17 protein-coding genes are annotated in these 19,480 nt (G+C 70.9%); 3 read left to right on the top strand and 14 right to left on the bottom strand.

Features of this window, described 5'->3' with window-relative positions:
* Nucleotides 1–7: 7 nt before the first annotated feature.
* Nucleotides 8–892 (bottom strand): hypothetical protein, encoded by an 885-nt coding sequence (locus ABZ444_RS07640; protein ID WP_357994061.1) that lies wholly within the window; start codon nucleotides 890–892, stop codon nucleotides 8–10.
* Nucleotides 893–1,034: 142 nt separating this feature from the next.
* Here ABZ444_RS07640 and ABZ444_RS07635 point away from each other — a divergent pair, with 142 nt between their 5' ends.
* Complete coding sequence (locus ABZ444_RS07635; RefSeq protein ID WP_357994059.1) at nucleotides 1,035–2,162, top strand: acyltransferase; 1,128 nt, start codon at nucleotides 1,035–1,037, stop codon at nucleotides 2,160–2,162.
* 6 nt (nucleotides 2,163–2,168) lie between these two features.
* Here the strand turns inward: ABZ444_RS07635 and ABZ444_RS07630 are convergent, their stop codons facing one another.
* From ABZ444_RS07630 to ABZ444_RS07585, 10 genes are all read right to left on the bottom strand, one after another.
* Nucleotides 2,169–3,014, bottom strand: coding sequence for a hypothetical protein (locus ABZ444_RS07630; protein WP_357994057.1), 846 nt, complete (start codon nucleotides 3,012–3,014; stop codon nucleotides 2,169–2,171).
* Nucleotides 3,015–3,135: 121 nt separating this feature from the next.
* Entirely contained in the window at nucleotides 3,136–3,957 is an 822-nt protein-coding gene (locus ABZ444_RS07625) for a hypothetical protein (RefSeq protein WP_357994055.1), read from the bottom strand.
* Nucleotides 3,958–3,964: 7 nt separating this feature from the next.
* Nucleotides 3,965–4,843 carry a glycosyltransferase family 2 protein gene (locus ABZ444_RS07620; RefSeq protein WP_357994053.1) on the bottom strand — a complete coding sequence of 293 codons (879 nt, stop codon included), beginning with the start codon at nucleotides 4,841–4,843 and terminating at the stop codon, nucleotides 3,965–3,967.
* Nucleotides 4,844–4,858: 15 nt separating this feature from the next.
* Nucleotides 4,859–6,274, bottom strand: a complete 1,416-nt coding sequence (locus ABZ444_RS07615; protein WP_357994051.1) for an oligosaccharide flippase family protein — start codon at nucleotides 6,272–6,274, stop codon at nucleotides 4,859–4,861.
* A gap of 68 nt (nucleotides 6,275–6,342) precedes the next feature.
* The gene (locus ABZ444_RS07610; RefSeq protein ID WP_357994049.1) at nucleotides 6,343–7,323 is read right to left on the bottom strand and encodes a hypothetical protein; all 981 of its coding nucleotides are present in this window, start codon (nucleotides 7,321–7,323) and stop codon (nucleotides 6,343–6,345) included.
* Nucleotides 7,320–8,585 carry a DUF4910 domain-containing protein gene (locus ABZ444_RS07605; protein WP_357994047.1) on the bottom strand — a complete coding sequence of 422 codons (1,266 nt, stop codon included), beginning with the start codon at nucleotides 8,583–8,585 and terminating at the stop codon, nucleotides 7,320–7,322. The genes ABZ444_RS07610 and ABZ444_RS07605 overlap by 4 nt, the downstream gene beginning before the upstream one ends.
* Entirely contained in the window at nucleotides 8,582–9,598 is a 1,017-nt protein-coding gene (locus tag ABZ444_RS07600) for an SDR family oxidoreductase (protein ID WP_357994045.1), read from the bottom strand. Before ABZ444_RS07600 ends, ABZ444_RS07605 begins: the two co-directional genes overlap by 4 nt.
* On the bottom strand, nucleotides 9,598–10,245 hold the full coding sequence (locus ABZ444_RS07595; protein ID WP_357994043.1) for a PIG-L deacetylase family protein: 648 nt from the start codon (nucleotides 10,243–10,245) through the stop codon (nucleotides 9,598–9,600). The genes ABZ444_RS07600 and ABZ444_RS07595 overlap by 1 nt, the downstream gene beginning before the upstream one ends.
* Nucleotides 10,242–11,021 (bottom strand): sugar phosphate nucleotidyltransferase, encoded by a 780-nt coding sequence (locus tag ABZ444_RS07590; protein WP_357994041.1) that lies wholly within the window; start codon nucleotides 11,019–11,021, stop codon nucleotides 10,242–10,244. Before ABZ444_RS07590 ends, ABZ444_RS07595 begins: the two co-directional genes overlap by 4 nt.
* A complete protein-coding gene (locus ABZ444_RS07585) occupies nucleotides 11,018–12,223 on the bottom strand; it encodes a class I SAM-dependent methyltransferase (protein WP_357994520.1) in 1,206 nt (401 codons plus the stop codon). Before ABZ444_RS07585 ends, ABZ444_RS07590 begins: the two co-directional genes overlap by 4 nt.
* A 96-nt stretch (nucleotides 12,224–12,319) precedes the next feature.
* Here ABZ444_RS07585 and rfbC point away from each other — a divergent pair, with 96 nt between their 5' ends.
* A complete protein-coding gene (gene rfbC / locus ABZ444_RS07580; protein ID WP_357994039.1) occupies nucleotides 12,320–12,877 on the top strand; it encodes a dTDP-4-dehydrorhamnose 3,5-epimerase in 558 nt (185 codons plus the stop codon).
* Nucleotides 12,871–13,701, top strand: a complete 831-nt coding sequence (locus ABZ444_RS07575; RefSeq protein WP_357994037.1) for a glycosyltransferase — start codon at nucleotides 12,871–12,873, stop codon at nucleotides 13,699–13,701. Before rfbC ends, ABZ444_RS07575 begins: the two co-directional genes overlap by 7 nt.
* Here the strand turns inward: ABZ444_RS07575 and ABZ444_RS07570 are convergent.
* From ABZ444_RS07570 to ABZ444_RS07560, 3 genes are all read right to left on the bottom strand, one after another.
* Nucleotides 13,698–17,510, bottom strand: coding sequence for a LamG-like jellyroll fold domain-containing protein (locus tag ABZ444_RS07570; protein ID WP_357994035.1), 3,813 nt, complete (start codon nucleotides 17,508–17,510; stop codon nucleotides 13,698–13,700). The genes ABZ444_RS07575 and ABZ444_RS07570 overlap by 4 nt on opposite strands.
* Before the next feature lie 69 nt (nucleotides 17,511–17,579).
* Nucleotides 17,580–18,695 carry a hypothetical protein gene (locus ABZ444_RS07565; RefSeq protein WP_357994033.1) on the bottom strand — a complete coding sequence of 372 codons (1,116 nt, stop codon included), beginning with the start codon at nucleotides 18,693–18,695 and terminating at the stop codon, nucleotides 17,580–17,582.
* Nucleotides 18,692–19,462 (bottom strand): WecB/TagA/CpsF family glycosyltransferase, encoded by a 771-nt coding sequence (locus ABZ444_RS07560; protein ID WP_357994031.1) that lies wholly within the window; start codon nucleotides 19,460–19,462, stop codon nucleotides 18,692–18,694. The genes ABZ444_RS07565 and ABZ444_RS07560 overlap by 4 nt, the downstream gene beginning before the upstream one ends.
* Nucleotides 19,463–19,480: the final 18 nt, after the last annotated feature.

Genomic DNA, 19,480 nt, shown 5'->3' with positions numbered 1-19,480 from the left:
CGGGCCCTCACTTCTCGCCGTCGTCCTGGTTCGCCTTCCTCGGCCCCGGGACGGGCGACAGCGGGCCGGCCCGGTAGGCGGGGAACTCCATGGTGGCCGAGCTGTCCTCGTCGAGTACCGGGAGCTCGGCGGGCTCGCTCGCCTGGGCCTCGACCGGCTCGGGCGCCGCGACCGGAACCGGAACCGGAACGGGGGCAGGAGCGGGGGCGGGGGGCGCGGCCGGGGCGGCGAGCTCGGGCCGGCGGCGCTGCCGGGGCTCGCGCCGGACCACCACGCCGTAGGCGATGCCGAGCCCCAGGACCAGGGTGAGCAGCGCGCCGCCGATCGCCCCCTGCCAGTTCACGCTGTGGTCGGCCTCCGGCTGGGACGGCGGCACGATGTCGGTGGAGGTGATGAAGGTGTTCGGCGGCGCGCCGAGCGTCTTCTGCCACTTGAACAGCTCGGTCGCCACGCGCTCGCGGGCCGCCATGAGCACGGTCGTGGCCTGCCGCGGGGACTCGCTGTCCACCCTGATGTAGATGTAGGGCCCGTTGATGTCCAGGACGTTGGGGTTGGTGCGCCCGTCGTCGATGGTGATCTCGGTCGGGCCGTCCTTGGGGGCGCCGAGCTCGGTCCAGACGTCCTGGGTGTTCATCGCCAGGATGACGATGCTGGCCCCGGTCTTGAGGGCGTCGTTGAAGGAGAGGAAGGGGTTGGTCAGCCCTTGCTTGGTCTTGTCGCTGTTGACCGTGCCGCCGTTCACCGGGGTCGCGAGGACGAGGGAGACGTCGGTCGTGTAGTGGGCCGGAAGGACGACGTACACCACGCCGCCCACCAGGATCGACAGGAGGATCAGCGGCGGGCCTATCAGAATTCGTCGGAGAAGACCAAGGATCGCCTTCCAGAACTCCATTTTGGTACGTTCCCCCGCATCAGCGAACTTGCCCTATAGCGGACCATCGCCCAATCACTGGCAGACGTTACATCCCCCCAGATCGGTTACATCGGACGTGGTCGCCGCGATAGACCTACGACTACGGCGACGGGGGCTTTCGGTGGGGCTGACAATTGAGCGTCCGGCGACACGGAGCAGGCTCGCCGGGCTCGACGGGTTACGGGGGCTGGCCGCGCTGTTCGTGGTCCTGCACCACTGCTGGCTGCTGTCGTTCCCCGGGTTCCCGGTCAACGACGCGCCCTGGTGGACGGGGTGGCTGCTCTACGGGCACTTCGCGGTCGTGGTGTTCATCGTGCTGTCCGGGTTCTCCCTCGCGGTCTCGCCCGCGCGGTCCGGCTGGCGGCTCGGCAGCCTCCCCACGTTCTTCAACCGGCGCGCCTGGCGCATCCTGCCGCCGTACTGGGCGGCGCTGCTGTTCAGCCTGGTTATTGCGTGGACGGTCATCCCGCAGCCCGGCCAGCAGGTGCCCACCGGGCAGTCGGTGCTCATCTACGGCCTGCTGCTCCAGGACGTCTTCGGCTCCCCCAGCCCCAACGGCGCCATGTGGTCGATCGCCGTCGAGGCGCAGCTCTACCTGGTGTTCCCGCTGATGCTGCTGGTGCTGCGCCGGTGGGGCGCGGCGGTGATGCTGGGCGCGGTGACGCTGGTCGTGGTGGCCGTGGGCGCGCTGGCGCCGTACGTGCCGGCCGTGGAGCTGCTGATGCGGCTGACCCCGCAGTTCGCGGCGCTGTTCGCCGTGGGCGCGGTGTGCGCCGGGGTGGTGCGGGCGTCGGAGCGTACCGGGCGGCTGCCCTGGCACTGGCTGGCCGCGGCGGCCGCGCTGCCGGTGCTCGTGCTGGTGGTGGTGGCCGGTCCGGCGTGGGTGGTCGGGCACTTCTTCTGGGTGGACCTCGCGGTCGGGCCCGCCGCCGGCCTGCTGCTGGCGGGCGTGGCGACGGGCCGGCCCTCCTGGCTCGTCCGGCTGCTCGACACCCGTCCGGTACGGCGGCTCGGCTCGTTCTCCTACAGCCTCTACCTGATCCACGCGCCGCTGGTCGTCATGGTCAACCGGCTGGTCGTGGCCCCGCGCGTGCCGCCCGGGATGCCGGCCTTCCTCCTCACGCTCGCCCTGGCCGTGCCGGCGAGCGTGGGAGTGGCGTGGTTGTTCGCGTCCGTCTTCGAGCTGCCCTTCCAGCGGCACAGAGGCTGGCGGAGCCTGCGCGAGGCCGCGCGGGCGCGGTTCAGGTGACCCGGATCAGGTGATCTTCGCCAGCGCCTCGGCCTCGTAGGCCGCCGCGAGCTCCTCGGGGATGCGCGACAGGTCGTCGGCGCGGTGGAAGTCGCGCAGGGTGGTGCCGCGGCAGGCGGCGTCCACGTTGGGGGCGGCGGCGCGGGTGCGGACGTCGTCGATGTGCACGGTGCGGAAGTCGATGCTGAAGCGGGTCCTGCCGGAGGTGTTGGCGACGGTGGAGTGCAGGTGCGCCCCGGAGAACAGCATCATGCCGCCCGGTTCGGGGACGAGCCGCAGCTCGGGGTCGAGGTCGAGCGCCTCCTCCGGTTTGGGCTGCTCCCTGGTGTCGCTGTGGACGTGCTGCGCGGCGGTGGGCCGGCTCACCGCGGTCCATTCCGCGTAGTCGTAGCGCCCGCTGCCGTTGAGCACGGGACGGTCGAAGTACTGCGGGTGCAGGGCGAAGACGTTCTCCGGGACCACCTCGTAGATGGGCATCCACCAGTTGACCTGGCAGAACGGCGCGGAGTACCAGCAGTCCCTGTGCGCGTGGTAGGCGTAGGAGATGCCCGAGTCGAGGTAGTGGTCGGCGGTCGAGGTGCGCAGCCGCGGCACGTCGAAGTAGGTCTGATCCAGCGCCATGCCGAGCTCCTCCAGCAGGGCGCCGATCAGCTTCTTGCTGGTGGGATGATGGATGAAGCGGGGCTTGAGCTCGGCGAGCAGCGCGGCGAAGTCCTCCACCGGCATCTCGTACTGGGCGGTCTGCGGGTCGCGTGCTCCGAACGCCTCCTCGATCAGCTCGCGGGCGAACTCGATCAGCTTGGTCGAGGCGGAGGTGGCGGAGTAGAGGAACACGTCCCCTTTGAAGATCATTTGACGCCGAACATCATCCCGAATTCGGCTATTGGTTAATATAACGGACATAGCGAGATTTACCCCCTCGCGTCGTTCTTTTCCTTTCTCTCGCCGATGCCCGCTTCTTCGTTACAGGGACTTACAGCGGCAATTGCGTCTCGGTGTCCGGACGGGCGACATAGGTCGAGTAGTCGGGGTGGTCGAACCGGTGCAGCGCCTGGATGTTGTCGTTCCAGGGGGCGGCGACCGGGCGCTTGTGCCGCAGGCCGTGGATCGGGGCCAGCTTCATCGCCTTGTTGTCCTCGTTGAACTCGCGGATCGCGCTCAGCTCGCCGACGTAGTCGTTGTGGATGACCTGGTCGTCGTCGCCGACGGTGTCGTCCAGGTAGACGAACACGCGGGGCAGGAAGTAGCGGTGGTCGCCGGCGAACAGCCTGAGCGCCGATGCGGTCGAGGAGTAGAAGTCCACGTCGATGGAGACGAAGCCGATGGGCGCGGGGTGCTCGCCGTCCAGGAACTGCCCGACCGTGTCCTCGATGTTGCCCAGGATCAGGTGCGCGGCTCCCAGGCGGGCGCGCAGGGCCTCGACGTCCATGACGAAGTCGCCCTCGCGCCAGATGTAGGGCAGGTCGCGGTAGTCGGTGGGCTTGGGCAGGCCGGCGCCGGTGTCGAAGCCGTACACGTCGATCTTGACGCCGGTCGCCGCCGTCGCCAGCGCCGCCATGCGGTTGAGCTCGACCATGCCCGCGCCGCCGGCGACGCCGAACTCGACCACGCTGATCCGGCCGACGCCGAGCCGCCTGGCCAGCTCGGCCGCCTGCTGGACGCCGTACGCGTAGTGCGGCCGCGGATAGAGGTCGAGCGCGCAGCGCAGCTCGTGGGAGCCGAACGGCAGGCGTCGCATGACGGCCAGCAGGATGCGGCCCGGCTGCATGAGCAGCCGCACGATGCGAATCAGCACGAGGGTTTCACCCTTTCGAGGAGACGAGTCGGGCCGCCAACCCGGCGATCTTGCGGCTGCGGTGCGTCAGCATCTGTTGCTGGCGCCGCCAGTACGTGCGCAGCAGCACGGCCCGCGCGCGGGCGCGTTGCTCCGCCGACAGTTCCGTGCCACCGAGGGCCCGGTGCATGGCCCGGAACTGCAGCGTGGTGGCGAAATGGGCGGTCCAGGCGGGCACACCGAGCGCCGCGGCGATCCCGGACAGGCGGCGTTCGCGCAGGTTGCGATGGGCCAGCACCCGCGGGACGTGCCCCCAGGGCGCGGTCAGCGCGAGCATGGTGGCGTAGACCTCGTCCTCGCGGATCATCAGCGGTCTCGGCACGGCGGCCACCCGCTCGCGCCGCATCAGCCCGTAGAGGGGGTCGAGGCCGTGGTGCTGGGTCGTGACCACGTCCCACAGCTCGTCGAGGCGGTCGACCGGGTCGTCGGAGAGCATCCGGGTGCCGCGGTAGCGCGGCTCGTGGACGGTCCCGTCCGCGCCGGTGTACCGGACGTCGGAGGTGACCAGGATGAGCCGCTCGTCGGCCAGGAACGGCTCCAGCGTGCGCGAGACGTAGTCGGGTTCGAGCAGGTCGTCGTCGCCCATCCAGCGGAAGAACTCGCCACGCGCGCGGCGCAGCACCTCCACGAAGTTCCCGACCACGTGCAGGTCGTGCGGCTGGCGGTGGTAGGCGATGCGGCCGTCCTGGCGGGCCAGCTCGCGGCAGAGCTCCTGCGTGCCGTCGGTGGAGGCGTTGTCCGAGATCACGACCTCCAGCTCGGCGTGATCCTGGGCGAGCGCGGAGCGCACGGCCGTCTCCAGCCGGTCCGCACCGTTGCGTACCGGGATTCCGATGGACACCAGCATCGTCTCTCCTCGGGGTCAGCGCGCGCGGGCGGGCAGCAGCCGCACCAGACGGGCGCTCACTAGGTGGAACTGGTCGCGGGTCACCACGACCAGCACGTACGCCAGCAGGCCGCCGCCGCCGGCCAGGACGAGCTGGACGAACGGGCTGCCGTGGGTCAGGCTCGCCAGGCCGAGCATGACGGCGGCGCAGACCACCGCCCCGACCGCCGGGCGTACGAGACCGGGCAGCACCGGCCCGAGCCGGACCCCCGCCCGCTGCACGGCGATCATCGCGAGCGGCAGCGCGACCAGCACGGCGGCGGTGGCCTGGCCGATCGCGGCGCCGCGGATGCCGTCGAGGTGCGTGCCGGCGATGACCGCGGGGATCATCGCCGCGGCGTGGCCGAGGTTCATCCAGACGGTCGAGCGGGTGGCGCCCTGGCCGTTCAGGATGTCGAGCGCGAAGGCGGTGAGCATGCGCACCACCATCAGGACCGCCAGGAAGCGCAGCACCCCGGCGGCCTGCTCCCAGTCCGGGCCGTAGATGAAGATGATCAGCGAGTGCGCCAGCACCGCCATGAACACGGCCAGCGGCAGCACCATGGCGATGAGCAGCGGCACGCTGCGCTGGACGCCGATCGACAACGACTCCTCGTCCCGCTCGGCCAGCCGGGAGAAGCCGGCGATCGACACCATGCGGATGGCGCTGCCGATGATGCCGGGCACCCAGCTCGACACGTTGAACGCCATCAGGTAGAAGCCGAGCCACGACTCGCCCATGATGTTGCCGACGATGATGTAGCCCACGTTGAGCAGCAGGACCTCCAGGGCGATCCCGGCCGCCGAGGGGATCCCGAACCTCAGCAGCCGGCCCGCGATGTGCCGGTCGAACCCGAACCGGTAGGGCAGCCGGGCGTAGATCAGCATGAACACGCCGGTGACCACGGCCCCGGCGAGCTGCCCCCAGGCGAAGCTGTAGGCCCCGGCGCCGTTGACCGCGAGCACGATGGCCACCGGCGCGTTGACCAGGAAGCCCGCGAGGACCGCCTTGGCGTTCTTGCCGGTGCGGAACCAGCGCAGCAGGGCCGCGCTGCGCACCGCCGTGACCGCCTCGACCAGGATGACCGCGGTGAGGATGCGCACCACGGAGGTGGCCTCCTCGCTGCCGGCCAGCGCCGAGAAGTACGGCGCCCCGGTCCAGAAGATCCCGTACAGGCCGAGCGCGGAGATCATCGTGAGCGTCGTGGCCGTGGGCGCGATGTCCTCCAGCCGGCCGCGCCACTGCACGACGGCCGACATGACGCCGACGTCCTTGACCACCATGACGAACTGGGTGGCCGCGAGCGCGACGGCGTACGTGCCGAAGTCCGCGGGCGCGAGGAGCCGGGCCAGGATCAGCCCGAGGATGAACGAGCCCGCACGGGTGACGAGCGTGCCGAGCAGGCTCCACACCGCCCCTCGACCCACCTTGCGCCCAATGTCACTGATGTCCGGGCTCGCCTGATCCACCATGCTGTGCCCTACTTTTGCTCGTTGACCCGCTCCAGCCAGATCTCCCGCCAGAACGGGATGAACGCGCGGGGGCAGTTGGACTTGTACACACCGTCGCAGATGATTCCGTCCAAGGCGATGCACGGATTTTTCATCTCAAGCAGCTTTCCGGTCTTCTCGTCGATGCAGCGCTCGACCCGCGCGGTCACCCGGGCGACCTTGCCGCACGACCGCGCCATGTCCTCCTCGAAGCCCAGCCCCCGGTTGAACCCCTTGGTGGTGAGCGTGGCGACGATCTCGTCCTTGGACCTGACGCGGACCAGCTCGCCCGGCTGGAGGTCGGTCGTCCCGGTCGGGGCCGGGCCGGTGTGCGGGCCGGGCTGCACGAACCCCCAGTCCAGGCCGCCTCTGAAGCGCAGCGCCCGGGGGAACTTCCTGGACAGCCGCTGGTAGCGGTTGAACAGGCCGAAGAACAACGTCCGGACGGTCGAGGCGATCCCGGCGTTGCCCACCCGGACGTCCGTGACGTACTGGCCCAGGTCGCGGAACGGGAGCAGCTCGGGGGCGGCCCGCAACAGCTCGGTCGCCTGGCAGCGGAAACGTTCCTCGCCGTCCGGCGCGGGCTCCTTGCGGGTGTTGACCTCCAGCAGCGGCAGCAGCGGCCGCTCGGGACGCACCCGCTCCTCGGCCGTGGGCGGCCCGTCGACCTTCCGCAGCCAGGACGTCTTCCAGTAGAGCAGGCAGGCCGTCTGGCAGCCACCGTGGGCCGTGCCGTCGCAGCGGGAGCCGGTCAGGTGGACGGCGTCCTCCATCTTCCGCATCCCGGTCCTGGTCATCGTGTCGCAGAGCTTGTTGGCCACCTTGTGGACGGTCAGCCGTTGCCCGCAGAACCGCAGCATCTCCGGCATGAACGGGAGGCTGTCCAGCTCTCCGCGCTCATCGAGGGTCGCCAGGATCTCTTCAGCACTGAGAACCTCGACCACGTCGCCGACTTTCAGCGCCAGGCTCAATCCACCCACTCCTTCAGCAGGCCCGCGTTCTGCAGGGCGTTCGCCGCGTCCGCCAATGCCTGGAACGGCAGGTTCGACCGTTCCGCGATGTCGAGCAGGCTGTGCCGCCCGTCGGAAAGGTTGAGCACCCACAACATCGCCATCTGGGCCTGTTTCGTGTCACTGCGGCCGCCCAGTGAGCCGTACAGGCCGCGCGCCCCGAGCTGGGGCTCGCCGTACGGGCTGAGGTTCTGGTAGCGGCGGTTGCCCTCCAGGACCCGTACGGCGCTCCACAGCGTCTCCAGGGTGTCCTCCATGGCCTCGGGCCGCACGAAGTCCGGATCGTCGGCCGAGGTGTGGTACTCCGGGTAACTCCCGTAGGGCGTCCTGGTCAGCGAGCCCACGGGCAGGTCGAACCCCGGTGAGCAGTACTGCCGCTCGTCGTAGCCGTAGGGCGAGAAGTCCAGGAGGGTGTGCGGCCGGTCCTTGAGCACGTGCGCGAAGACCTGGTCGATCTCGGCGTCGCCGCGCCTGCTGCGCTTGTAGGTGACCGTCCCGGCGTCCCCGGCACAGGCCAGGGTGAGGCCGTGCCTGATCCGGTCGGTGCGCTCGCGGTTGAGCGCCAGCCAGGTGATCGCGCCGATGGTGCCGGGCGCGAACACGAACCGGTAGGTGTACCAGGGATCGGCCAGCCGCTGGGCCAGCGACACCGCCACCGCCACCCCGGCCAGGTTGTCGTTGGCCAGCGAGGGATGGCAGACGTGGCAGGAGATCAGCACCTCCTCCGAGCTGCGGCCCTGGATCACGTGCTCGCCGTAGGTCAGGTGGCCGTCGGCGAGCGTGGAGTCGATCCTGACCTCGTACGGCCCGTCCGCCAGCCCGTCCAGGGTGTTCTGGCTCAGGCAGAAGCCCCAGGTCTCGGCGTAGTAGCTGGTCCGGTACGGCACCAGGTCCGGCTGGCCGGGCAACGTGTGCAGGCGCCCGCGCAGCTCGGCCAGCGACATGGTGGCCTCGACCGGCGCGCTGTAGCCGACGACGTGCAGGTTGCTCTCCTGGAAGTCGACGACCCGGTTCCCGGCGGCGTCCTTGACGTAGGCGTCGCGGATGTTCCACTCGCGGGGGATCGTCCAGTCGAGCACCTGCGTGCCTGTCGGCACCTCGGTGATCTCCAGCGGGATGGACCCGCCGATGATCTCCAGGGTGCGGCGCAGGCCGTCGCCGGTGATGCTGCGGCACAGCGGGTAGAGCCGCCGTACCAGGTCGTGCATCTCCGGGCCGGTCATGGCCGCAGGGTGGCGTCGACGGTGCCCGCCTCGCGCCGGTCGGCGAGCCGGGCCAGCCTGGTGAAGCGGCGGTCGAAGTCGTGCCGGGTCAGGCCGTGCTCGCGGTAGGCGTCGATGAGCTCGACGGCGCCCGCCTTGACCGTCCAGCGGGCCTCGTAGCCCAGGGCGGACCTGATCCGGGAGAAGTCGACGCGGTAGGAGCGCGGGTCGGCGCCCGTCTCGCCGGTGATCGTCAACGTCGAGCCGGGCACGGCCGCGGCCACCTCGGCCGCGATCTCGGCCACGGTCACGTTGTTGACCTCGGTGCCCACGTTGAAGGCCGTGGCGTGCACGGCTTCGCGCGGCGCGGTCAGGGCGGCGGCGAACGCGTCGGCGATGTCCCTGGCGTGCACCAGCGGACGCCACGGGGTGCCGTCGGACAACACCCGGACCTCGCCGGTCAGGTGCGCGTGGCCCACCAGGTTGTTCAGCACGATGTCGGCGCGCGGCCTCGGCGAGAACCCGAAGGCGGTGGCGTTGCGCAGGAACACCGGGGTGAAGTCCTCGTCGGCCAGCGCGGTCAGGTCGTCCTCGACCCGCACCTTCGACTCGGCGTACGGCGTGACCGGGCGCAGCGGGGCCTCCTCGTCCAGCAGGTCCGCGCCGCCGGAGGCGCCGTAGACCGAGCAGGTGGAGGCGTACAGGAAGCGGCGCACGCCCGCGTCCTTGGCCAGCCTGGCCAGCCGTACGGAGGCGTGGTGGTTGATGTCGTAGGTCAGGTCGGGCGCGAGCGCACCGAGCGGGTCGTTGGACAGGGCGGCCAGGTGGATCACCGCGTCGAACCCGGCGACGTGCTCGGGGCCGGCGTCGCGCAGGTCCACGGCGTGCGCCTCGACCGGCTCGGGCTCGGGCCCGAGCACGCAGTCGGCGAACAGGCCGGAGTCCAGGCCGACGACCTGGTGCCCGGCCTCGGCCAGGACGGGGGCCATCACGCTGCCCAGGTAGCCCTGGTGGCCGGTGAGAAGTACCCGCATCAGTTCTCCAGATCGACGGTCAGCTTGGATACGTGGAACGCCTCGGCGTACCGCGCGTGGCACTCGATGCCACGGATGCGGGCCAGGCCCAGGAACGCCTCGCGGTCGTACCAGGGGCGGTGCCGCTGGGAGGCGTAGTGGCGCTGGAGCAGGTCCACCTTGCGCTCGGCCACCTCCGCGGCGAGCGGCTGGTAGACGGCGGGGGCGGCCAGGTCGCCGTCCCATTTGACGATCTCGTAGCCGAGCGTCAGGTGGTCGCGGAAGGCGGTGGGCACCAGCTCGGCCAGCCCCCGGTGGTCCTGGTGGGCGTCGCCGCGCCAGGGCGCGAGGATCAGGCCGGGCTCGGTGCGGGCCCGCAGTTCCTCGACCGCGGCCTTGGCCTCCTCCCAGCGGGCCGGCAGGTAGCCGTCGGGCAGCTTGAGCACGCTCACCCGCAGGTCCGCGCCGGGGCAGAAGTCGGCCAGCGCGGCGCGCTCCTCGTCCTCCCGCTCGGTCCCGCCGCCGGACAGCACCAGCGCGTCCACGCGCACGCCGGGACGGGCGGCGCAGATCGTCAGCAGGCTGCCGCCGGCTCCGATCGCCAGGTCGTCGCAGTGCGCGGCGAGCGCCACGACGGAGGTCACGCCTCCGGGACGCAGTCCGATCACCGGGACCGTTCCCACAGAGCCCACGGGCGCACGCCGTGCGAGTACGCCTCGTCCAGCTCCATGCGCTGGTTGACGGTGTCGGTGGGCCGCCAGTAGCCCCGATGGGGGTAGGCCAGCAGGCGTCCGCGCTTGGCCAGCTCGGCGCAGCCGTCGGCGACCAGGTCGCCGTTCTCCGGGATGTGCTCGAAGATCTCCTGGGTCAGCACGAAGTAGCCGCCGTTGACCCACACCGGCATCTCACTGACCGGCGAGATGCCGCCGACCAGCCCGTTCTCGCCGACGTCCACGCAGTGGAAGGTCTGGGACGGCGGCACCACCATCATCGAGGCGGCCGCGCCGGACTCGGTGAACCGGTCGATGATCTCGGGCAGCGGGGCGTCGGTGAGCACGTCGGCGTAGTTGGCGAGGAACACCTCGTCGTCGCCCAGGTGGCTGCGGACCCGGCGTAACCGCTCCCCGATCGGGGAGTCGGTCCCGGTCTGCACGAACGAGATGGACCAGTCGGAGATGTCGCTCGACAGCAGCTCGACCTTGCCGCCGCGCAGCACGAAGTCGTTGGACGTGGCCTCCTGGTAGCCGAGGAAGAAGTCCTTGATGTGGTGGGCGCCGTACCCCAGGCACAGGATGAACTCCTTGTGTCCGAAGTGGGCGTAGTAGCGCATCACGTGCCAGAGCAGCGGTCGCGGACCGACGAGCGCCATCGGTTTGGGCACCTCGCCCGGCACACCGGTCCGCATCCGGGTGCCGAATCCTCCGCAGAACAGGACAACCTTCACACGACCTCCAGGTGTGGGATCGGGAAGACCAGCCGGCCTCCCCATTCGTGCACATAGGAGAGCTGAGCGGTGAGCTCTTCGCGCAGGTTCCACGGCAGGACCAGCACATAGTCCGGGCGGTCCTGGGCGATGCGCTCCGGCGGAGCGATCGGGATCCTGGTGCCCGGCGTGAACCTGCCGTGTTTGTACGGATTGCGATCCACCGTGTAGGCCAGCAGATCCGGCCGGATGCCACAGTGGTTGAGCAGCGTGTTGCCCTTGCCCGGCGCGCCGTACCCGGCGACCGTCTTGCCCTCCTCGGCGGCGGTGATCAGGAAGCGCAGCAGGTCGCGGCGGACGCGGGCGACCCGCTCCGCGAACCCCGCGTAACCGGAGAGGTCGTGCAGCCCGGCGGCCTTCTCCCTGGCGAGCACGTCGAGCACCCGGCCGGACGGGCTGCCCGAGGGTCGCGCCCACAGCCGGATCGACCCGCCATGGGTGGGCAGCAGCTCGACGTCGACCAGGGTCAGCCCGCCGCTCGCCAGCGCCCGCTGCGCGGAGGCCACCGTGTAGTACTGGAAGTGCTCGTGGTAGATCGTGTCGTACTGGTTCAGCTCCACGAGCGTGAGCAGGTGCTGGACCTCGATCGAGACCCATCCGTCGTCGGCCACCAGGGCGCGCAGTCCCTTGGTGAAGCCGATGACGTCGGGGATGTGCGCGTAGACGTTGTTGGCCACCACCAGGTCGGCGGGACCGTTCCCGTCCCGCACCGACGCGCCCGTCTCCGGAGTGAGGAACGCGGTGAGCGTCGGCACGCCCTTGTCCTTGGCCGCCTGCCCCACGTTGGCCGACGGCTCGATGCCGAGGCACCGGATGCCGTGTCCGACCACGTGCTGCAGCAGGTAGCCGTCGTTGCTGGCCACCTCGACCACGAACGACGGCTTCAACCGTTCCACGGCCGTGTCGACGAACCGCCGCGCGTGCTCCACCCAGGAGGCAGAGAATGACGCGAAGTAGGCGTATTCGGTGAATGTCTCTTCCGGCGTGATCAACGGCGGGATCTGGGCCAGCCAGCAGCCCGTGCATACCCGCAGATGAAGGGGATAGGTGAGCTCTGGCTGATCGAGTTGTTCCGCGGTGAGGAAGAGTTCACAGGGCGGTGTCGCCCCGAGATCCACCACGCCGACCAGGTCCGTCGAGCCGCACAACCGGCACGATGTCATCAACAAAGGGCCCCACCCAGAAATGACAAGATTTCCCCCTTTGGAAACCCACAGCCATACTTCGGGTGAGCGGCAATGAGTGTTACAAGTGTCTTCATGAAACGCCTGAGCATCGATGGAGCATTGCTCTACACCCCCCGCATCCTCAGCGATCCCCGGGGCGTTTTCCTGGAAAGCTTCCGCGCCGCCGACCTGCGGGAGGCGACAGGGCGCTCGATCGAGCTGGCCCAGGTCAACTGCTCGGTCTCCAGCCGCGGCGTGCTGCGCGGCATCCACTTCGCCGACGTGCCGCCCGGCCAGGCCAAATACGTCATGTGCGTGTCGGGCGAGGCCATGGACGTCGTGGTGGACGTCCGCGTGGGCTCGCCGACGTACGGGCGGTGGGAGGCGGTGCGGCTGGACGACGTCTCGCGCCAGGGCATCTTCCTGACCGAGGGGTTGGGCCATGGCTTCATGGCCCTCAGCGAGTCGGCCACGGTCGTCTACCTCTGCTCCTCCCCGTACGACCCGGCTCACGAGCACGGCATCCACCCGCTCGACCCCGATCTCGCCATCGAGTGGCCGATCGAGGTGGAGCCGGTCCTGTCGGCGAAGGACGCCGCCGCCCCCACGCTCAAGCAGGCCCGCGACGCGGGGATCCTCCCGTCGTGGTGAGCGTCGTGATCCCGGCGCACAACGAGGCCAAGGTGCTCGGCCGCCTGCTGGACGGCCTGCTCGGCGAGGCGGCGCCCGGCGAGTTCGACGTGGTGGTCGTGGCCAACGGCTGCACCGACGGCACGGCGGAGGTGGCCCGGCCGTACGACGTCCGGGTGCTGACCACGCCCGTCCCCTCCAAGAGCGCGGCGCTGCGCATGGGCGACGCGGCCGCCCGCGGCTACCCCCGCCTGTACGTCGACGCCGACATCGAGCTCAGCACCGCCTCGGCGCGCGCGCTGGCGGCCGTGCTGGCCGCGCCGGACGGGCCGCTCGCCGCCGCGCCGGAGCGGGACCTGACGCTGGCCGACCGCCCGTGGCCGGTGCGCGCCTACTACGCGATCTGGACGCGGCTGCCGCACGTGCGCGCCGGGCTGTTCGCCCGGGGGGTGATCGCGGTGAACGGCGTGGGCAACGAGCGACTGCGCGCGCTGCCGCCGGTGATGGCCGACGACCTGACCGCCTCGCTGGCGTTCACGCCCGACGAACGCGTGATCGTCGGCACGGCCCGCGCGGTGATCCATCCGCCGCGCACGGTCGCCGACCTGCTGCGTCGCCGGGTCCGGGCCATGACCAGCGTCACCGAGCTGGAGCGGACCTCGGCCACCGCCGGCGAGCGCACCGGCCCGCGCGACCTGGCGGCCATCGTGGCGAAGGAGCCGCGCCTGGCGGGCGCGGCGGTGGTCTTCGCCGCGATGGCCGTGCTGGCCAGGCGGCGGGCCGCCCGCGCGATCCGCGCGGGCGACTACACCACCTGGCTGCGCGACGAGAGCAGCCGGAACTAGCTGACCGGCGTGTTCATGTCGGTGGTGATCTGGGCGGCGGTGAGTGCCTTGTTGTAGACGCGCACCTCGTCGATCAGACCGCTGAAGTAGTCACCGGAACCGCTGTTCCCGCCGATCCGCAGGGGGCTCGTCCCGGTGCGCAGGTTGCCGACCGTCGGGTTGGTCGCCACCTGCGTGCCGTTGACGAACATCCGCAACGTCGACCCGTCATAGGTCGCCGCCACATGACTCCAGGTGTTCAACGGCAGATTGCTCGCCGCCGGAGCATTCGCCCCCGAAGACGTGTAGATGAACGCCGCCGGACCGCTGCCGCCGCTCCCCATGATCGCGTACGCCAGATCCGCCCCGAACTCCTTCATCAACACCGTCCGCCACCCCGTCACACTCGACGGACGCACCCACGCCTCCAACGTCATCCCGTTCGTCAGACGCAGAGAGCTGGAATCGGCCACCGTCACCCAGCTCGACGTGCCGTCGAACGACAACGCCTGGCCGTACCTGCCGGCCGTCCAGGTCGCCGCGGTGAGGGTGCCGTTGTTGCCGTTGCCGGAGGCGTCGGCGACGGCCGTCCCGGTGCCCGCGTTCATGCCGTACGCCGCCACCAGCCCGCTGACCGTGGGCGGCTGGGTCACCACCGCCGACGCCTCGTTGGACGGCGGCCCTGTGTTGCTGGAGCCGTCGAAGGCCACGACGCGGTAGTAGTACGTGCCCGCCGCGACCCCCGAGTCCGTGAACGACGTGCTCGCGGTCGAGCCCACCTGGTTGGCCCCGGACGGCGTGAACCCGGCGGTCGCCGACCGGTGGACGGTGTACCCGGTGACGGCCACGTTGTCGGTCGAGGCCGTCCAGGTGAGCTGGGCGCTGCCCTGACCGCCGGTCGCGGCCAGCGAGCCGGGCGCGGTGGGCGGCTGGGTGTCGGGCGGTCCCTGCTGCCCGACCGGCGTGTTCATGTCGGTGGTGATCTGGGCGGCGGTGAGCGCCTTGTTGTAGACGCGCACCTCGTCGATCAGACCGCTGAAGTACTCGCCCGAACCGCTGTTCCCGCCGATCCGCAACGGACTCGTCCCGGTACGCAGGTTGCCGACCGTCGGGTTGGTCGCCACCTGCGTGCCGTTGACGAACATCCGTAACGTCGACCCGTCATAGGTCGCCGCCACATGACTCCAGGTGTTCAACGGCAGATTGCTCGCCGCCGGAGCATTCGCCCCTGAGGAGGTGTAGATGAACGCCGCCGGACCGCTGCCGCCGCTCCCCATGATCGCGTACGCCAGATCCGCCCCGAACTCCTTCATCAACACCGTCCGCCACCCCGTCACACTCGACGGACGCACCCACGCCTCCAACGTCATCCCGTTCGTCAGACGCAACGAACTGGAATCGGCCACCGTCACCCAGCTCGACGTGCCGTCGAACGACAACGCCTGGCCGTACCTGCCGGTCAGGGACCACGTGGTGTTCGCGGCCGTGCCGTTGTTGCCCTTGCCCGAGGCGTCGGCGACCGCCGTGCCGGCGCCCGCGTCCATGCCGTAGGCCGCCACCAGGCCGTCCGGCACCTGGGACTGCTGGTAGGTCGCGGTGTAGGTCGCCGCGGTGGCCGGCGCCGTGACGTTGTGGGTGGCCGCGCCGCCGTCGGACCAGGAGGTGAGCGTGTAACTGGAGCCGCCGGAGCTCTGCGGCGAGGGCGCGGAGACCGAGTTGTGGGAGCCGACGATCACCGTCCTGGTGAAGGGGGCGACGGTCTGCTCGCTGTTGAAGCCGAGCTGCAGCCCGGCGGGCACGGTCTGGAAGGTCAGGTTCACCGTCTTCGGCTGCAGCAGCACGCTCTTGGTGTCGGTCAGGCCGTGCGCGTCGGTCACCGTCAGCCGGAGCTCCAGGTGGGACGGGTACTCGTGGTCCGGCGGCGCGAAGGAGCCGCCGGTGCCGGTGAAGGTGGTGATCTCGTGCTCGTGGCAGGTGCTGGGGCAGTGATGCATGATCAGCTTCCACTGCATCCGCGAGCCGGGGATCGTGCCGTCCTGGGCGTCGGTGCCGGTGCCGGAGAACGTGATCGTGTCACCGACGGCCCACGTCAGCGAGGGCGACGGCGAGTTGATGGTCGCCGTCGGGGCCGTGTTGTTGACGTTGATCGTCACGGTCGCGGTCCCCTGGCCGCCTCGCCCGTCGTCGGCCCGGAGCTTCACCACGTAGGAGCCGGGTTGCGCGTAGGTGTGGGACGGCGTGGCCGAGGTGGAGTCGTCGTAGTCGCCGTCGCCGTCCAGGTCCCAGCGGAAGGTGAGCGGGTCGCCGTCGGCGTCGGCGGATCCGGCGGAGGTGAAGTTCACCGTGAGCGGCGCGTTGCCCGAGGTCGCGCTGGCGCCGATGACGGCGGTCGGCGGGATGTTGTTGTACAGGTATCGGATGATCTGCCCGTTGGTGTAGTCGACCGCGAACAGGTCGCCGCCGGGGCCGGTCTGCACCTCCACGGCGGGCATCCCGGAGTCGAACGTGGTCACCGTCGCCGGGTCGGGCAGGCCGTTCGCGCCCTTGGTCATGACCCAGACGCACGACCTGCTGAAGTCGGAGAAGAACAGCGCGCCGTCGTAGGCGTCCGGGTAGGAGCCGCCCTCGTAGAACGCGACGCCGCTGGAGGACGATCCGCCTGACGGACACGGGTCGTTCGGCGCGGGCTTGGAGGAGTGGTTCCAGGCGAAGTACGGCTGCGTCACCGCCGCCGGGCCCGCCGCGTACAGGTTCTCGCAGAGGGTCAGGTTCAGGTTGTCGTAGCCGCCCTGCCGGGCCGGGCCCTCGTAGCAGGGCCAGCCGAAGTTGTTGACCGGGCCGGTCGGGGCGGCGATCCGGTTGATCTCCTCGTAGGTGCTCCAGCCGACCTCACCCGCCCAGATCTCGTTCGTGCCGGGCCGGACGGTGATGCGGAACGGGTTGCGCTGGCCGTAGGCGATGATCCGGGCCGCGTTGGGGTCGCTGCTTCCCGCGTTCGGGTTGCCGGGGGCGGCGGCGCCGGTGTCCGGGTCGATCCTGATGATGCTGCCGTTGAGGCCCGCCGGGTCGCCGCCGGTGCGCAGGTCCTGCGAGCGCAGCGCGCCGCCCTCGGCGGCCGGCGGGCTGAGCGCGGTGCCGACCGGCGAGGGCGGGTCGCCGCAGGGGTTGTCCGGGGTGACGTCGGAGCCGGTCAGGTTGTCCTGGCCGTAGTCGGCGAAGTTGAAGCTGGCTCCGTCGCCGCCGCTGGCGTAGAGCATGCCGTCGGGGCCGAACGCCAGGTCGCCGACGGAGTGGCTGGGGTGCTGCTGGCACCAGCCGGTGATCAGCGGGGTCTCGGCCACCGAGCCGCCCGAGGGCGCCAGCACGGACAACCGCCCGGTGATCAGGCAGCCGTCCCCCGTCGCGCCGGGCGGGGTCGGGCACGGGTCGGCGCTCGCGCCCGCGGTGCCCCAGCGCGGCGCGCTGCCGCCGGGCACCGCGTCGTAGGAGTACAGCACGTAGATGCGCGGGTCGGCCGGGAAGTCCGGGTGCAGGGCCAGGCCGAGGAGCCCGCGGTCCCAGAAGTTGTGCACCTGCGTGCGCAGGTCGGCGTAGATCGCCGGCGTGGTGTCGGCGAGGGAGTCGAAAACCTTGATCAGGCCGCTCTTCTCGGCGACGAACACCCGGCCGTCCGGGGCGAACTCGATGTTGGTCGGATTGGTCAGCCCGCTGAAGACCACCTGTCTCTGGAAGCTGCCCGGAAGTGCCTGCGCGGGCGGCGGCGCGACGATCGCCAGCCCGGTCGTGATCAGCAGGACGGAAAAAAGCGCATGGCGAAGCCGCCGTAACACGGGAACCCCCTTGAAACGGAAAAATCCCCCGAGCCCTGAATCGATCTATCGCACCGATTCAGGGCTAAGTCACGCGCTTTGTCCGCATCTGGCCAGCCACGCGTACAGCAACCACCCCAGCTCGTACGGCCGGCACTCCCGGTCCACGGCGACCGGCGGGTAGACCCGGTCCAGGACGCCGAGCCGCATCCCGTGATGCACGCCCGTCGCCATCGCCCGCAGCCCGCGCACCAGCTTGCGCGGATCGGCCCTGGCCTCCTTCCGCCAGGTCAGCGCCAGGTCGTCGAGCACGAACGAGGGCCGCTCGATCATCCAGTCGAGCCCCTTGGAGATCTCCGCCACGTACGCCGTGCCGCCCGCGTCGGCCAGGTCCAGCAGCGCCATCGGCCCCATGGAGAGCTGGTGGACGCTGTACACCGGATACCCCTCCACCACCGAGCCGGTACGAGCGTCGTAGTGCCACCACCACTCCCCCTCCGGCCCCTGCGCCCGGCAGATGCCCGCGGCCACCTGCTCGGCGGCCAGCAGCGCCTCGGCGTCCCCGGTGGCGGCGTGCAGCCTGGCCAGCGCCTGCAGCGGGTAGACCTGGTCGGCGAAGCAGCCCACGTGGGCGCGGTAGCGCGGCACCAGCGCGCCCCGGCCGAGCGCGTGCGGGTAGAGCCGGTTGCCGGCCAGCCCGCCGAGCAGCCGCTCCCGGGCGCGTTCGGCCCGGCCGTCGCGCACCCCGGCCGCGACCAGGGCGGCCAGCACCCACGCCGCCTCGACGGTGTAGATGTGCCCGCCCGCGTCCAGCTCGGCGAGGCGGCTCAGGGCCAGGTCGAGGTCGGCGTGCCCGGTCTCGGCCGCCGCCCAGCAGATCAGCGCCGCGTCGCCGGCGCCGCGCACCTCGGGCAGCCGCTTGACCAGGTTCCCCACCAGGTCGAGGACGTCGTCACCGGCCAGCGCCGCCCGCTGCCGCGCCTCCTCCAGGGTGGCCACGCCGAGCGCGACGATCGCGGAGTAGCGGATGCTGCGCCCCTCGGGCACGGCCGTCCACGTGCCGTCGGCCTGCCGCCGGCCCCGGCGGGTGAAGACGAAGCCGCCGTCGCCGTAGCCGGGGGGCAGGCCGCGTACCGACAGGTCCAGCATGCCCCGCACGAAGTCCTGGTGGCCGGAGCTCAGCAGAGCGATCCGGTGATCCGTCACGTCGTCTCCTCGATCCTGCGTCTGACACCGGCCCACTCCCTGACCACCAGGAGCAGGAATCTGCCGTTGGTGCGCACGTAGCGCGGCCCGAGCCGCAGCGGCTCCTGGAGCATGCGGTAGAGCCATTCCAGCCCTAATCGCTGCCAGCGCACCGGCGCCCTGCGGGTACGCCCGGCCAGCACGTCGAACGAGCCGCCCACGCCGTGGATGATCCGCGCCCCGGTGCGCTCGCCCCACTCGCGGATGAAGATCTCCTTCTTCGGCGAGGTGATGCCCAGGAACAGCAGGTCGGCCCGCGAGGCGGCGATCTCGGCGGCGACCTCGGCCGACTCCTCCGGCGCGAAGTAGCCGTCGCGGGACCCGGCGACGGCCAGTCCCGGGTAGCGGGCGCGCACCTCGTCCAGCACGCCGGCCAGCACCTCGCCGGTCGCGCCGAGGAAGTAGGCCCGGTAGCCGCGCCGGCCGCCCTCGGCCATCAGCTCGGTGAACAGGTCGATGCCCGCCACCCGCTCGGGGATCCGGTGGCCGAGCACCCGCGCCGCCCAGACCACCGCCTGCCCGTCGGCCAGCACGAGATCGCTGTCCAGCACCGACTGGCGCAGGGCGGCGTCCGCGCGCATGTTGACGATCTTGGCGGCGTTCACCACGCCGATGGTCAGCCTGCCGCCCTCCGCGACGGCCGCCACGCAGCGGGCGATCACCTGGCTCATGGTGAGGGCGTCCAGCACGGTGCCGAACACCGTCTTCCTCTCCGGCAACCTCGTCATCCGTCCCCCTGGGTGTCC

Source organism: Nonomuraea sp. NPDC005730 (assembly GCF_040630865.1).
Taxonomy (GTDB): Bacteria; Actinomycetota; Actinomycetes; order Streptosporangiales; family Streptosporangiaceae; genus Nonomuraea.
Note: the sequence above shows the minus strand (reverse complement) of the source record. Positions and strands in the feature narration are given on the sequence as shown.

Excerpts from the sequence above, each read along its gene's own strand:
- ABZ444_RS07630 (WP_357994057.1), bottom strand. The coding sequence starts at position 3,014 with ATGATCTTCAAAGGGGACGTGTTCCTCTACTCCGCCACCTCCGCCTCG.
- rfbC (WP_357994039.1), top strand. The coding sequence starts at position 12,320 with ATGAAACGCCTGAGCATCGATGGAGCATTGCTCTACACCCCCCGCATC.
- ABZ444_RS07600 (WP_357994045.1), bottom strand. The coding sequence starts at position 9,598 with ATGCGGGTACTTCTCACCGGCCACCAGGGCTACCTGGGCAGCGTGATG.
- ABZ444_RS07585 (WP_357994520.1), bottom strand. The coding sequence starts at position 12,223 with ATGACATCGTGCCGGTTGTGCGGCTCGACGGACCTGGTCGGCGTGGTG.
- ABZ444_RS07640 (WP_357994061.1), bottom strand. The coding sequence starts at position 892 with ATGGAGTTCTGGAAGGCGATCCTTGGTCTTCTCCGACGAATTCTGATA.
- ABZ444_RS07605 (WP_357994047.1), bottom strand. The coding sequence starts at position 8,585 with ATGACCGGCCCGGAGATGCACGACCTGGTACGGCGGCTCTACCCGCTG.
- ABZ444_RS07620 (WP_357994053.1), bottom strand. The coding sequence starts at position 4,843 with ATGCTGGTGTCCATCGGAATCCCGGTACGCAACGGTGCGGACCGGCTG.
- ABZ444_RS07560 (WP_357994031.1), bottom strand. The coding sequence starts at position 19,462 with ATGACGAGGTTGCCGGAGAGGAAGACGGTGTTCGGCACCGTGCTGGAC.